Origin of the sequence: Chitinimonas arctica (assembly GCF_007431345.1) — a bacterium.
GTDB lineage: Bacteria > Pseudomonadota > Gammaproteobacteria > Burkholderiales > Chitinimonadaceae > Chitinimonas > Chitinimonas arctica.
On record NZ_CP041730.1, the window covers coordinates 2363483 to 2378372 of the forward strand.

The 14890-nt window shown below is 62.5% G+C and carries 11 protein-coding genes; 3 read left to right on the forward strand and 8 right to left on the reverse strand.

Annotated features, from left to right (window positions below; translation table 11 throughout):
- Window positions 1–62: 62 nt before the first annotated feature.
- Entirely contained in the window at window positions 63–512 is a 450-nt protein-coding gene (locus tag FNU76_RS10770; protein ID WP_144278202.1) for a hypothetical protein, read from the reverse strand.
- A gap of 413 nt (window positions 513–925) precedes the next feature.
- On the opposite strand from FNU76_RS10770, the gene FNU76_RS10775 reads away from it, so the two are divergent.
- Window positions 926–1957, forward strand: a complete 1032-nt coding sequence (locus FNU76_RS10775; protein ID WP_144278203.1) for a Glu/Leu/Phe/Val family dehydrogenase — start codon at window positions 926–928, stop codon at window positions 1955–1957.
- 65 nt (window positions 1958–2022) lie between these two features.
- On the opposite strand, the gene FNU76_RS10780 is transcribed toward FNU76_RS10775, so the two are convergent.
- The 6 genes from FNU76_RS10780 to FNU76_RS10805 form a co-directional block, all read right to left on the reverse strand.
- Window positions 2023–2436: a tetratricopeptide repeat protein gene (locus tag FNU76_RS10780; protein ID WP_144278204.1), complete on the reverse strand. Its 414-nt coding sequence runs from the start codon at window positions 2434–2436 to the stop codon at window positions 2023–2025.
- A gap of 147 nt (window positions 2437–2583) precedes the next feature.
- On the reverse strand, window positions 2584–5451 hold the full coding sequence (gcvP, locus tag FNU76_RS10785; RefSeq protein WP_144278205.1) for an aminomethyl-transferring glycine dehydrogenase: 2868 nt from the start codon (window positions 5449–5451) through the stop codon (window positions 2584–2586).
- A gap of 118 nt (window positions 5452–5569) precedes the next feature.
- On the reverse strand, window positions 5570–5959 hold the full coding sequence (gene gcvH, locus FNU76_RS10790; RefSeq protein WP_144278206.1) for a glycine cleavage system protein GcvH: 390 nt from the start codon (window positions 5957–5959) through the stop codon (window positions 5570–5572).
- A gap of 138 nt (window positions 5960–6097) precedes the next feature.
- Window positions 6098–7198, reverse strand: coding sequence for a glycine cleavage system aminomethyltransferase GcvT (gene gcvT, locus FNU76_RS10795; RefSeq protein ID WP_144278207.1), 1101 nt, complete (start codon window positions 7196–7198; stop codon window positions 6098–6100).
- A gap of 96 nt (window positions 7199–7294) precedes the next feature.
- Entirely contained in the window at window positions 7295–7855 is a 561-nt protein-coding gene (locus tag FNU76_RS10800; RefSeq protein ID WP_144278208.1) for a hypothetical protein, read from the reverse strand.
- Window positions 7856–7862: 7 nt separating this feature from the next.
- Window positions 7863–9851, reverse strand: coding sequence for a ribonuclease catalytic domain-containing protein (locus FNU76_RS10805; RefSeq protein WP_144278209.1), 1989 nt, complete (start codon window positions 9849–9851; stop codon window positions 7863–7865).
- A gap of 268 nt (window positions 9852–10119) precedes the next feature.
- Between FNU76_RS10805 and FNU76_RS10810 the strand changes: the two genes are divergently transcribed.
- Window positions 10120–12237 carry a UvrD-helicase domain-containing protein gene (locus FNU76_RS10810; RefSeq protein WP_144278210.1) on the forward strand — a complete coding sequence of 706 codons (2118 nt, stop codon included), beginning with the start codon at window positions 10120–10122 and terminating at the stop codon, window positions 12235–12237.
- A 255-nt stretch (window positions 12238–12492) separates the two neighbouring features.
- Window positions 12493–14217, forward strand: a complete 1725-nt coding sequence (locus FNU76_RS10815; protein ID WP_144278211.1) for a tetratricopeptide repeat-containing response regulator — start codon at window positions 12493–12495, stop codon at window positions 14215–14217.
- 38 nt (window positions 14218–14255) lie between these two features.
- Here the strand turns inward: FNU76_RS10815 and FNU76_RS10820 are convergent, their stop codons facing one another.
- Window positions 14256–14864: a 2OG-Fe(II) oxygenase family protein gene (locus FNU76_RS10820; RefSeq protein ID WP_144278212.1), complete on the reverse strand. Its 609-nt coding sequence runs from the start codon at window positions 14862–14864 to the stop codon at window positions 14256–14258.
- Window positions 14865–14890 lie beyond the last annotated feature (26 nt).

Here is a 14890-nt window from a genome sequence, read left to right on the forward strand (position 1 = left end):
CTTTCGGTCCGTTCAGATTTACCCAACCCTACCCATAGGCGTACCGATGGCACCACTGCGGTTCATTCGTTTTGGGACGGAGTGATCAGCTCGAAGGAGTTTCCGGACAGGGTGCCATTGGCGGTCGAGGCCGGCATAGCCCTCGTTGACGAACCCGCGCAGGGCGACTTGACCAGTTGCATGACTTCATAACGATTCCCGGAACCACGCGCGACAAACCAGGACCCCTCGGCCCGCGCTTCGGCGGCGGGAATTGAAAGATAGCCTTGAACAGAAGCGATAGCTGACATGATGATTACCTTTTTTTCAATAAGACAAGACCAGCACCGTCCGCTGAATTGTCTTGCCGAAGATTTTTGAAATGCGGCCAAGACCGCGAATAAATTAACCAACGCTTTATCTTCCCCGGATAGCTCCATCGCTAGCCGCGAAAGCCATGGCTGTACATATAACTCATCGTTCCAATCATTCGCCATCCATACCAGCATAAACAAGCCGACACCTTGAAACATCACCCAGACTCGGATAGGCTATTGATTACTTGTTCCTTTATATCTATTTACCACTCACACCCTTAGCAAATACATATATGACCATCTTATTTTATCAACTACAATCCGATGCGCTGTTGTAAAACAACAGAGACTTTAATTTTTATGCAAAAGACATTTAACTGCCGCATGGCCCGGACGGCGCGATTCCAGCCGTACCTGGCAGAAACCGACGCAGCACAGCCACCGATGCGACGCAGTGCTAGCCAATGCGGCTTACCCGCATTACGATTCGCACTTGGCTGACGACATAATTGTCAACCGAATCGCGCCACGGCTTATCGGTCCTGGCGCGCTAACCCGAAAAACACGATTTTTCTGCGGACAACGCCGGCTCCACGCAGCATCGGCCGTTTCCGCGCGGAGCCTCCAGCATGACCGCCTTTGTCTTTTCCGAACCGAACTTCGACGCCCACGAACAAGTCGTATTCGCCTGCGAACCCAAATCCGGGCTCAAGGCCATCATCGCCGTCCACAACACCAATCTGGGCCCTGCCATGGGCGGTTGCCGCATGTGGAACTACCGCGATGAGGCACAGGCGGTGAACGATGTGCTGCGCCTATCGCGCGGGATGACCTACAAGAATGCCGTGGCCGGTTTGCCCATCGGCGGCGGCAAGAGCGTGATTATCGGCAATCCGAAAACCGACAAGACGCCGGCGCTGTTCGAAGCGCTGGGCGAGGCGCTGGAGCGCTTGGGCGGCCGGTATGTGACCGCCGAGGATGTCGGCACCCATCACCACGATATGGCCCATGTGGCCAGCAAGACCAGCTATGTGGCAGGCCTGGGCGCCAGCGGCGATCCTTCCCCCTATACCGCCTTGGGCTGCTTTGTCGGCGCGCAGGCGGCGGTCAAGCATCATCTGGGCCGCGACAGCATGGAGGGCCTGGTGGTTGCCCTGCAAGGCCTGGGCAACGTCGGCTATGACTATGCCCGCCGCTTGAAGCAGGCCGGCGCCCGCTTGATCGTGGCCGATATCGACCAGGCTGCCCTGGAGCGGGCCCAGGCAGAACTGGGTGCGCAGGTGGTGGCGGTCGAGGCGATCTACGATGTGGAAGCCGATATCTACGCACCTTGCGCCTTGGGCGCCACCTTGAACCTGGGCACCCTGGACCGTCTCAAGGCCCGTATCGTCGCTGGCGCGGCCAACAACCAGCTGGCCACCGCCGAGATCGGCGAGCTGCTGCGGCAGAAGGGCGTGCTGTACGCACCCGACTTCGTGATCAATGCCGGCGGTATCATCAAGGTCTGCTACGAGTACCTGGACAAGCCGGAAAACGAAGTGGAAGCCCATGTGCGCCGCATCGGCGAGACCTTGGCCGAGGTCTTCGTCCGCGCCGACCGCGAACAACTGCCGACCAGCACGGTTGCCGACCGCTTGGCCGAGGCACGTTTCAAGCGTTAAGCTGCCGCGCAAAAAAAACCGCCCATAAAAATTTGGGCGGTTTTTTTATGCGGCGTCCTCAAGACTCAAGCATCGACCAAGGCCAGATACTTGGGATCTTCGTCCTCGAATACCTCGTCACCACCGACGGCAAAAGCCCGGCTGAGCATCTGGCGGGCACTGTCCGGCCGTCCCAGTTCGAACTCGCACTGACCCAGACGCAACAGGATAAAGGCATTGTCCGCCCCTTCCGGACAGCGCAGCGCCTGCGACAGCGCGGCATGGCCACCCGCGAAGTCCGCCAGCAGGAAGCTGGCGTCGCCAATGGCGGCCAGCACCCAGGTACTGGCTTCCCAGCGCTCGGTTTCGGAGGGCAATAGCGCGCGGGCCTCCTCGTACTTGAGCAGCGCGGCGTCGAGCTTGCCCTTATCGAAGAATTTGTCACCCTCCTCCAGCAAGGCCTGGATGGGTTGGTGCAGGATATCGGGCAAAGCGCTCATGGATGGTTTCCTCAGGTATCGGGCGGGGTGACTGCGCTCAGCGCTTCCCTGGCACGTTACAACTTTACGCAATGGTAAGCCGCTAGGGAACTTTTGATTCTAACAGCCACCCTGCCCATGCCCCATTACGGGGCATGGGCAGCCCGTTTACTGATAAGCCTCGATGCTAGGACAGGAACACACCACATTACGGTCGCCGTAGGCATCGTCGATCCGGCCCACGCTTGGCCAGAACTTGTTGTCGCGCACCCAGGCCAGCGGATAGGCCGCTTCTTCGCGGCTATATGGCCGCTCCCACGGTCCGATCACGGCGAACTGGGTGTGGGGGGCGTGCCGTAGCGGGTTGTTGTCGGCCGGCCAGCTACCATCGCCCACCTTGGCGATCTCGGCGCGGATGGTGGCCATGGCCGCCACGAAACGATCGATCTCGGCCTTGGATTCGCTCTCGGTCGGTTCGATCATAAAGGTCCCCGGTACCGGGAAGCTCATGGTCGGCGCATGGAAACCGAAGTCCATCAGGCGCTTGGCGATATCCACTTCGGTCACACCGGTCTCGGCCTTCAATGGGCGCAGATCGATAATGCATTCGTGGGCGACGCGGCCATTCTTGCCGGTGTACAGGATGGGGTAGTGGACCGACAGTTGCCTGGCCATATAGTTGGCGTTCAACAGCGCTGCCTGGGTCGCCTTCTTCAGCCCGTTGCCGCCCATCATGCGGATATACATCCAGGAAATGACCAGGATGGAAGCCGAACCGAAAGGTGCGGCGGATACGGCGGTCTGGCCGCGGTGCGGACCATCGACCGGCGCGACCACGTGGTTGGCCATATACGGCGCCAAGTGGGCCTTGAGGCCGATAGGGCCCATGCCCGGGCCGCCGCCGCCGTGCGGGATGCAGAAGGTCTTGTGCAGGTTCATGTGCGATACGTCGGCACCGATCTCGGCGGGCTTGACCAGGGCCACCAGGGCGTTCAGGTTGGCGCCGTCCATATACACCTGGCCGCCATGGCTGTGGATCACATCGCAGATTTCGCGGATCGCTTCTTCGAATACCCCGTGGGTGGACGGGTAGGTGATCATCAGGCAGGCGAGGTTCTTGCCGTGCTGCTCGGCCTTGGCCTTCAGGTCGGCGACATTGACGTTGCCGTTGTCGTCGCAAGCCACCACCACCACTTGCATGGACATCATCTGGGCGGTGGCCGGGTTGGTGCCGTGCGCCGATTGCGGGATCAGGCAGATATTGCGATGGCCTTCGCCGCGCGCTTCGTGATAGCGGCGGATGGCCAGCAGGCCGGCGTATTCGCCCTGCGCGCCGGAGTTCGGCTGCATACAGATTTCGTCAAAGCCGGTGATGGCCTTGAGCTGTTCGGACAAGCCTTCGATCAGTTCCAGATAGCCGCGCGTCTGGGTCGCCGGGGCAAACGGGTGGATGCCGCCGAACTCGGGCCAGGTCACCGGGATCATCTCGGCGGTGGCATTGAGCTTCATGGTGCAGGAGCCCAGCGAGATCATCGAATGATCCAGCGCCAGATCCTTGTTCTGCAGCTTCTTCAGGAAGCGCAGCATCTCGGTTTCGGTATGGTGGGCATTGAAGACCGGATGGCTGAGGATGGCATCGCTGCGCAGCAGGGCAGCCGGCAGGGCGGCTACCCGCTCCTGGTCCAGCACTTCCACGTCCAATGCCTTGGCGGCATCGCCCAGCAGGGCGTTCCACAGCGCCTTGACGTCGGCGCGCGAGGCGTTTTCGCCGAAGCTCACGCCCAGCTGGCTGCTGGAGACGTGGCGCAGATTGTAGCCGGCGGCCAGGGCAGCCTCGTAGGCGGCATGGGTCTTGGCGCCGAGGTCGATCACCACGGTGTCGAAAAAGTGGCGGGTCTGTACCGTGACGCCGACGCGCTTGAGGCCATCGGCGAAGATGGCGGCCAGCCGGTGAATGCAATTGGCAATGCGCTTGAGGCCTTCGGGGCCATGGTAGATGGCGTAGAACGAGGCCATATTGGCCAGCAGCGCCTGGCTGGTACAGATATTGGAGTTGGCCTTTTCACGGCGGATGTGTTGCTCGCGGGTCTGCAAGGCCATGCGCAGGCCTGGGTTGCCGGCCGAATCGATGGACACGCCGATGATGCGGCCCGGCACCGAACGCTTGTATTCGTCGCGGGTGGCGAAGAAGGCCGCGTGCGGACCGCCGAAGCCCATGGGCACGCCGAAGCGTTGCGCTGAACCCAGCGCGATATCGGCGCCGAGGGCGCCCGGCGACTTGAGCAGCACCAACGCCATCGGATCGGTCGCCAGCGCCACCAGGCCACCCATGCCCTTGATGGCGGCGATAGCGGCTTCCAGCTCGGCGATCTCGCCATTGACGTTGGGGTACTGGAACAGCGCGCCGAATACTTCATGGTCGCCGGCTTCGGCCGCCGAACCATAGATCAGTTCCCAGCCGAACGCGACGGCACGGGTCTTCATCACGTCGATGGTCTGCGGCAGGGCATCGCGGTCGACGAAGAAGCGGTTGGACTTGGTCTTGGAAACACGGCGGGCCATGGCCATCGCTTCGGCGGCCGCGGTGGCCTCATCCAGCAGCGAGGCATTCGCCAGCTCCAGGCCGGTCAGGTCCAGCACCAGTTGCTGGAAGTTCAGCAGTGCTTGCAGGCGGCCCTGCGAGATTTCGGCCTGGTAGGGGGTGTAAGCGGTATACCAGCCGGGATTTTCCATCACATTGCGCAGGATCACCTTGGGCGTGATGGTCTCGTGGTAACCCATGCCGATAAAGGAACGGGCGATCACGTTCTTGTCGGCGATGGCACGGATCTCCGCCAGCGCCGCTTCTTCGGTTACCGCATCGGGCAGGGCACAGGGCGTGCCACCCAGGATGGCGGCCGGCAACGTATCCTTCACCAGCGCGTCCAGCGTATCGGATCCAACGGTGGCCAGCATGCTGGCCATCTCGGCTTCGTCCGGTCCGATATGGCGGTGAATGAATTCGTTGTGGTTTTCGAGGGAAGAAAGCGGCGTCATGGTATGACCCTTATCGATTTGTTTGCGCGAGGCAAGTGCAATGGCAATGGCAAACCGGCCGCTTAACGCGACCGGTGAAAAACAATACTCCCGCGCAAGGCGGGAGCAGGTCGGTGGATCAGGCGCCGATTTCCTGGCCGTAAGCGGCGGCGTCCATCAAGCGGTCCAGATCAGCGGCATTGGCCGGCTTGATGCGGAAGAACCAGCCCGCACCATAGGGGTCGCTGTTGACGGTATCCGGCGTATCGGCCAGGGTTTCGTTGACGGCAACGATCTCGCCGGCGATGGGGGCGTAGACGTCGGAAGCCGACTTGACCGACTCGACCACGCCGGCTTGGTCATCTTCCGCCAGCACATCGCCCACGCCGGGCACTTCCACGAACACCACGTCGCCCAACAGGCTTTGCGCATGGTCGGTAATGCCCACGGTCACGCTGCCGTCGGCTTCAACGCGCAACCACTCGTGGCTGGCAACGTATTTCAGATCGCTTGGGATTTGGGTGCTCATTGGGTCACTTCCGGTTTAATGGGGCGCTGTTCACGCCGAGGTTTTGGATCGACCCGGGCTGGCTGGCACGGGTCGGGAAGAATTGGCGCGGATTCTACCAAATGTGTAGTGAAGTCCGCTGCTGCTACAAGCATTTGCTTATTCGAATACCTTCTTGCCGTTGCGCACGAAGGGCATCTTCACCACACGGGCCGGCTGCAAGGTCCCGCGCACATCCACCTGTACCGTGTCGCCCAGCTTGACCGCCAGCGGCACGCGCGCCATGGCGATGGAGACCTGCAGGCTGGGCGAGAAGGTGCCCGAGCTGATCTCGCCTTCGCCGGCCTCGCTCACCACTTTCATATGGCCACGCAACACGCCCTTGCCTTCGTAGACCAGGCCCACCTGCTTCAACAGCCCGGCGCCGCCGGCGCTACGCTGCGCCTTTTCCGCTTCTATCGTGCGGCGACCGGTGAAATCGCGGTCCAGCGGCTCCCAGGCGACGGTCCAGCCCATGCCGGCTGCCAGCGGCGACACATTGTCGTCCATTTCATTGCCGTACAGATTCATGCCGGCTTCCAGACGCAGCGTATCGCGCGCGCCCAGCCCGGCAGGCGCGACGCCGGCCGCCAGCAGCGCATTCCAGAACGGTTCGGCCTCGGCTGCCGGCATGGTGATTTCCAGGCCATCCTCGCCGGTATACCCCGTGCGGGCGACAAACCATTCGCCATGCGGCAGACCGACGAATACCTGCAGACTCTCGATCAGCGCGGCGATTTCGGGCTTGGCGGCGGCAGCCTTGGCCAGCGCGTTGGGACCTTGCACGGCGATCATGGCCAGATCGCGGCGTGGCGTCAGCGTGACCCCGAAGCGGGCGGCGACCGGTTCCATCCAGGCCAGATCCTTGGCCGTGGTACCGGCGTTGATCACTACCCGGTATCCCCAACTGGTCCGGTACACGATCAGGTCGTCGATCACGCCGCCCGTTTCGTTCAGCATCCCTGAGTACAGCGCCTTGCCTTCGAAACCCAGCTTGGCGACATCATTGGCGATCAGCTGTTGCAGAAAGGCGGTAGCGCGTTCGCCGCGCACATCCACGGCCGTCATGTGCGACACGTCGAACATGCCGGCGTCGCTGCGTACCGCCTCGTGCTCCTTGATCTGCGAGCCGTAGTTGATCGGCATTTCCCAACCGGCGAAATCGACAATCTTGCCGTTGGCGGCCAGGTGGGCATCGAACAGGGGAGTGCGTTGTGACATAAGGCTTCCTTGTGAGAAACGGGGCTTGGCTTGGAGTGACTCAGGGCGAAACGAAATGCTTATTCGAACTTGCGACGGCGCAAGGAGCCGGTTTCCTCATGACTGCGCCGCCTTATATACAAAGCAACCATCCAGCAGGTACTCGCCATCGGTGACGCGGCCATCCGGTTCGACGCGGTCGAACGGCACTTCCGCACCGTGCACCACGATATAGGCGGGGATGGGCTTATCGGCATAGCGGCCGATGGCGGTATCGGCGCGCGGATACTCGACCGCGACCGGCCGCACCGCCTGCTCCTGTTCACGCCGCTGCGCCTGGGCTACTTCCGCCACCGCCTGCTCATGCGCGGCCTGCTCGCCGGCCTGTACCGGCAAAGCCCGCAGATAGATCATGAACAACCATGCCGGCAAGCTCACCCGGCGCACCCGCTTGTCGCGGTCGATCACGCAACTGATGCCGAACTGGCCATGGCAGGCGGGACAATGGGCGATCGCCGCCAGGGCAAGATGATCGTCCAGCAGGCGAGCGATGCCATGCATTTCGCGCGCATGCAGCATCTGGCCGCACTTCAGGCAGGGCTTGGAGAATTGTTTGACCAGGCTGCCGTTGCTGAAGCGCACCGGCAAAAAGTGGTCGATGCGATTCTTGGGACGCATGGCCATCTCAGACCGCCTCGCCGGCCGGGGCCGCATCGACCTCCAGCACCGCTTCCGCCGCTGCCGGCTCGCCCTCTTCGGGTAGCGTCTCGGCGATATCGGCCACGTCTTCCTCTTCCTCCACCACCGCCACAGGCTCGCCCGCTTCCAACAGTCGGCATTCCAGCGACAGATCCAGATAGTCGGTCGCGATCAATTGCAGCTTCAGCGGCGTTCCGCGCGCCAGTTCCGGCAGGCCGGCGATACGCAGGACCAGCGGGATACCGTCGAAGCGCACCAGGTCTTCCTTGATCACGGTGGCGCCGATCTCCTGCACGCCCTCTTGCTCCAGCCAACGCAGACACCAATAGCGCTCCATCCGGCCCTGGAATTCGGCGTAGGCGTTGTAGGTCTGGTCGAAGTCACGCAAGGCGCCGAACAGCATCGGGTCGCGCGGCGCATAGCGGGGCGCTTGGCCGCTGAGCATGGCAAGCAGCTGTTGCTGGTTGATGAAATCCACCGCCCGGCGCAAGGGCGAGCTGGCCCAGCTGTACTGCGCCACACCCAGGCCCACGTGCGGCGAGGGCTGGGTGGTCATTCTTACCCGACCCATGGCCTGTGCCCGGTAGATCGCCGGGATATGGGCATCGGCCAGCTGTTTGCCCCAGGTGCTGTTGCACAGGATCATCAGCTCGGCCACCAGCTTGTCCATCGGGCTACCGCGTTTGCGCAGGCCGATCTGGACGCGCTTGGCGCCGGCGGCATCGCGCTCGATCGCGAAGTTGTAATCGGGGCGCTCGATCCGGTTCGGATCATGCTTGCCACGGCCGATCTCCAGCGCAATGGCAAAACGGTGCAGCCAGAGCAGTTCGCTTTTCCAGGGGTAGTCCGGCCCGCCGTCCGGCAGGGCCACGGTGTATTCGTTGAAGACCGGATCCAGGTCGTGGTGGCGCAGGTTGGCGGCGATATGCACGCGATCGAGCCGGCTTTCGCTGGCGATGATCTGCAGATCGGGCGTCACCGTCACATACAGGCTGACCGCCGGGCAGTCTCGGCCTTCGGCGAGGGTGAAGGCCTGCACCACCTCGTCCGGCAGCATGGTGATCTTGTCGCCAGGGAAATAGACGGTGGAAAGGCGCCCGAGTACCAGCTGTTCCATAGTGGAACCGGCGTCCTGGCCCAAGGTCGGCGCCGCGATATGGATGCCGACGCGCGTATTGCCGTCGGGCAATACGGTAACCGACAGCGCGTCGTCGATCTCGGTGGTATTGGCATCGTCAATCGAGAAGGCCCGCACGCCGGCATCGGGCAGGTCGGTCGGTGCCGGCGGCAGCTCCATGGCCGGAAAGCCGGTACCTTTCGGAAAGTATTCGGTCAGGAAACCGTCGAGCAGCCAGGCTTCCACATCGGGGATGGCGCCGGCACCCTGCAACATGCGCAGCGGCGACTTGTGCAGCGCATCGGCGGCGGCGGCCACGGCCTTCCACTCGATGGTGTTCTTGTCCGGCCGGTGCAGCAAGGACCGGACGTGCGACTTCAGCGCCTCGGGCAAGCGGCCGGCTTGCAGCTCGGCTTGCCACTCGGCCATCAGCACCGCCTCGCGGGCCTTTTTTTCCATACCGGCCTTGGCAGCGCGCAGATTGTCTTCCAGCGCCGGCTTGTAACGGCCCTTGCCCTTGCGATAGAAATACATGGGCGCGCCATGCAGGCGCAGCACCAAGGCGGCCGACTCCAGCACGCTGGGGCTGGGGCCGTAATATTCCTTCGCCAGGTCGGCGAAGCCGAATTCCTCGCCCGCGCTCACTTCCCACAGGAAATCCAGGTCCAGATCGGCCGCCAGCGCTTCCGCCGCCGGCAGAAATTCGCCCAGCGTCTGCTTGTCGAAGCGCAACCGGACATCGGCCGCCTTGATCTTGCTGCGCTTGCCGCGCGCGTCCTCGACCTGCAAGGTGGCGTCGGTCTCGCTCATCACGGTAGCAACTTTGAAGGTACCGTCTTCTTCGTAAAAAACATTCATGAGGCGAGGCTGGCCAAAAGGGATAGAAAAGGGCTTGGATTATACCGGACGCGGCTGCCGAAGAGCGTGCCGGCAAGCCACCGATTTTCGAATCCGGACAAGCGCTTGGCTGGAGAGGCCATGAACAAGCGTGCAGGCTGAGTGCCCAATTCGGCAAGTCCAACATATGTTTACCGGCCCGCCTGGCCGGCTTGCTAGAATCGGGCGCATTCCCTTCCATCCACTTTTGGTCTGGCCGCTCCATCGGCCGGCTCAGACAAGAGCCGTCATGTCGTCTTCGCTACTCTCCGGCCTCAATCCCGAACAATATGCCGCCGTCACCCTGCCGGCGGTCCCCGCGCTGATCCTGGCCGGCGCCGGCTCGGGCAAGACCCGGGTGCTGACCACCCGCATCGCCTGGCTGCTGAGTACCGGCCAGGCCAGCCAGCACGGCATCCTGGCGGTGACCTTCACCAATAAGGCCGCCAAGGAGATGCTGACGCGCATCGCGGCCCAGTTGCCGGTCAACGCCCGCTCGCTTTGGGTCGGGACCTTTCACGGCCTGTGCAACCGCCTGCTGCGCATGCACTGGCGCGATGCCGGCCTGCCGGAGACCTTCCAGATCCTCGACTCGGCCGACCAGTTGTCGGCCATCAAGCGCTTGCTGAAGGCGCTGAATATCGATGATGAGAAATATCCGCCCCGCGAGCTGGCCAATTTCATCAATGGCAACAAGGAAGAGGGCCGGCGGCCGCACGAGGTCGAATGCTGGGACGACTACACCCGCCAGCTCAAGGCCCTCTATGAGGAGTATGAGCGGCAATGCCGGCGTGAAGGCGTGGTGGACTTCGCCGAATTGCTGCTGCGCTCCTACGAACTGCTGCGCGACAATGCCGCGCTGCGCGGCCACTACCAGGCGCGTTTCCGCTACATGCTGGTGGATGAGTTCCAGGATACCAACCGCTTGCAGTACAAATGGCTCAAGCTGCTGGCCGGCGGCGGTGCCGCCGTGTTCGCGGTGGGCGACGACGACCAATCCATCTACGCTTTTCGCGGCGCCAATGTCGGCAACATGCGCGACTTCGAAACCGACTTCAAGGTCGATACCCTGATACGCCTGGAGCAGAACTACCGCTCGCAAGGCAATATCCTCGACGCGGCCAATGCCTTGATTGCGCACAATCGCGGCCGGCTGGGCAAGAACCTGTGGACCGACCAGGCGGCCGGCGAGCCGATCCGCGTGTTCGAAGCCGCCAGCGATTTCGAAGAAGCCCAGTTTATCGTGGACGAAGTACGGCAACTGCACCGCGAGGGCCAGAACCTCAGCGATATGGCGCTGCTCTACCGCTCCAACGCCCAATCACGGGTGCTTGAACATGCCCTGTTCCAATCCGGTCTGCCCTACCGGGTTTATGGCGGCCTACGCTTTTTCGAGCGGCAGGAAATCAAGCACGCGCTGGCCTATCTGCGTTTGATGGCCAACCCCGAGGACGACAATGCCCTGCTGCGGGTGATCAATTTCCCGGCACGCGGCATCGGCAACCGTACCCTGGAGATTCTGGGCGAAACGGCGCGCGGCGGCGGTAGCAGCATCTGGCTGGCCGCCTGCTCGGGCGGGGCCGGCCGTAGCTCGGCCGCCGTGGGCAAGTTCGTCCAGCTGATCGAGGGTATGCGAGCCCAGATGGCGGGCTTGAATCTCACCGAACTGGTGCAATTGGCCATCGAACAGTCGGGCCTGATCGAGCACTATCGTAACGACAAGGAAGGCCAGGAGCGGCTGGAAAACCTGGAACAACTGGTATCAGCCGCCGCCCGCTTTATCCAGGACAACGAGGACAGCGTCACCGCCTTCCTCACCCAAGCCAGCCTGGAGGCCGGCGAACATGAAGCAGCCCCCGGCCAGGACGCCCTGCAACTGATGACGGTGCACGCCGCCAAGGGTCTGGAATTCCACGCCGTTTTCCTGACGGGCGTGGAGGAGGGGCTGTTCCCGCACGACAATAGCCTGAGCAGCAACGAGGCCGTCGAAGAGGAGCGCCGGCTCGCCTACGTGGCCATCACCCGCGCCCGCCAGCGCTTGTATATCAGCCTGGCGCAAAGCCGCATGCTGCATGGCCAGACCCGTTTCTCCATCGCCTCGCGCTTCTTGAGCGAGATTCCGGAAGACCTGCTGAAGTGGTTGAACCGTGGCTATGCGCCGGCCGCCATGCCCACCCGAAAAATCGAAAAGACCGCGCCGGAACATGGGCTTAGGGTGGGCGCCAATGTCGAGCACCCCAAGTTCGGCCACGGCGTGGTCGTCGATTACGACGGCACCGGCAAAAGCGCCAACGTGCAGGTCAACTTCGGCGCGGTCGGCGTAAAGTGGCTTGCGCTTGACTATGCAAGGCTTACACTAATTAATTGAGCGAGTGAATATCACGCGTCCGACGGGTCCGCTCGCTCCATAACTAGATGGATTAAGACACACTGATTCAATGCGCTAACGAGCGTGAGCGAGGCTCCTTCGCGGCGGCGAGGGTGGGGCCGCCCGGGTGAGGGGGAGTGGGATAAACCAGCGAGGGATCGTTGAGTGACCACGAACCGCAAGCACCCGGCTGTGCCGGGTGGAGAGCTGCCGCTTGGGTACGCGCAATATTCCAGTGCGTCCACAGGAGAGGTTATGGCCGAGTTTGCCGGTAATTCAGCCTTGTTCGCGGCCCGTGCAGCCAGGGCCGGCGGCGACGACGACCACGAGCAGGAACTGGCCCGCGCCTATACGCGCGGCATCGAGGTCGACTACTCCAGCAAGCGCTTCCTGGTGATCGATGCGTTACAGGAAATGCGCTCGGCCATGAATGCGACGCTGTCGAGCTTCGGCGTTACACGCATCGAATACTCGCACCGCGCCACCGAATCGATAGGCATGGTCAAGCGCGGCGATTACGACGTGATCCTGTGCGATTTCGATCTGGGCCATGGCTACGATGGCCTGCATCTGCTGGAAGAACTGAAACTACGCAATCTCATCAAGCCGTCCGCGGTGTTTATGATCGTCACCGGCGAGCGCCGCTCGCGCATGGTGATCTCCGCCGCCGAACTGGCACCCGACGACTATCTGCTCAAGCCCTTCACCGGCGAGGAGCTGAAGCAGCGCCTGGACCGCGTCTACCGCAAGAAAATCGAGTTCAATGCCCTCGATGCGGCCATGATGACCGAGGACTATTTCAAGGCGCTGGCGGAATGCAATGAGCGCATAGAACGCAAAGATCCCTTCCTGATCGACTTCCTCAAGATGAAGGGCCGTATCGCCCTGACCATTGGCGACTACGGCCTGGCTCGCGACACTTACCAGCGGGTGCTGGATATCCGTGACATCCCCTGGGCCAGGATGGGCATGGCCAAGGCGCTATTCCATCTGAAGGATTTCGCCACCGCGCGGCAGTTGTTCGAACAACTGCTGGCGACGAACGAGCGGGTCATGGAAGCCTATGACTGGCTGGCCCGCATCCACCAGGCCGAACATGAACACCGCGAAGCGCAGGCGGTGCTGGAGAAAGCGTTGGATCTATCGGCCGCCAATGTGTCGCGGCAGAAGAAGCTGGGCGAGGTTGCCATGCGCAACGGCGATTACGACACCGCGGTCAAATCCTTCCAGGCCACCATCAATATCGCCAAATACTCGTTCTGGCGCGACGCCGGCGACTATTCCAGCCTGGCCAAGGCCCACCTGGGCAGCGGCAATGTCAACGATGCCGCCCGCGCCGCCGCCGATGTCAGGCGTGAGTTCCGCTACGATGCCCAGGCGGAACTGCTGGCCACGGTGATGGAGAGCCAGGTGGCCATCAAGCAGGGCAACAAGGCGCGCGCCCAGCAGATCCTGGCCAAGGCCCTGCAGCAGTTCGCCGGCGCGACCACCGAAGTACCGGAACACTTTGCCCTGGAGCTGGCCGAGGCTTGCTACCAATTGGACGAAGATGCCGCTGCCGGTGAGATCGTGCAAAAACTGATACGCAATCACCACGAAGACACCGCCGTACTGGAACGGATCTCGGCCATGTACGAAACGGTCGGCAAGGCCGACCTGGGACAGGAAATGATAGAGACCACGGCCCGCGCCATCGTTGCGATCAACAACGAGGCGGTCCGCATGGCCCAATCCGGCGACCTGGAGGGCGCCGTGCAGAAGTTCATCCACGCCGTGGAAGAAATGCCGGCCAATGCGCAAGTGATGCTCAATGCGGTGAATGCCATGCTGGCCTATGTGGCGCGGCTGGGCTGGCACCAGGGCTATATGGAAATGGCCCAGACCTATCTGGACCGGGTCAAGGCACTGGAACCGGCCAGCGTGAAATACCTCAAGCTCAAGGACGCCTACAACACGGCGCGGCGGCGCTTCCGGACGTAATGCTCACCAAGGCAGCCGCATATTGCGCGCCATGCCGGTTATCGATCAAAACTCAGATTGAAGGCAATGCTCACCCGCTCATCCGGTCCCGGATGCGGGTGCACCATATGGCGCAGCCAGGCCGGAAAAAGCACCAGCAGGCCCGGTTCCGGATCGATCAGGGCGCTGGGGGAAAAGAAGCGGCCGGGCTGCGGCAGCATATCTGCGCCGTTGCGAGGATCGAACACCTCCAGGCGCCCGGCCTTGCCCTGGCCGGGCAGCGTCGGAACAGCCAGGTAATAGCAACCGGACCAGGCCTGGCCGGGGTGATGATGCGGCGTATGGTAGGCACCGGCCGGCAAAACGTTGGCCCAGCCGGTGACCCGCACCTGCCCGGTGACACCTTGCAATGCCGGATCCATTTCACCCAGCGCCTGACCCAGGCTGCTCAGGATCAAAGCGTGCAGTTCACGCAGTGCCGGATTATCGAGCGCGAACAACTCGCCCTTGGAATGCCAGCCGCCGATATTGCTGACGTCTTCGCCGGCTTGACCGCGCTGCAAGGTCCGTACCATCTCCAGCAAAGCGGCATTGATCGTGGCGGGCGCCGGGTGATGGGCCAGCAGCAAGGGCGTAGCGAACAAGCGGTGTAGGCGGGCGTCGGGCATGGCGAACCGTGGCAGTGGCGACCCTC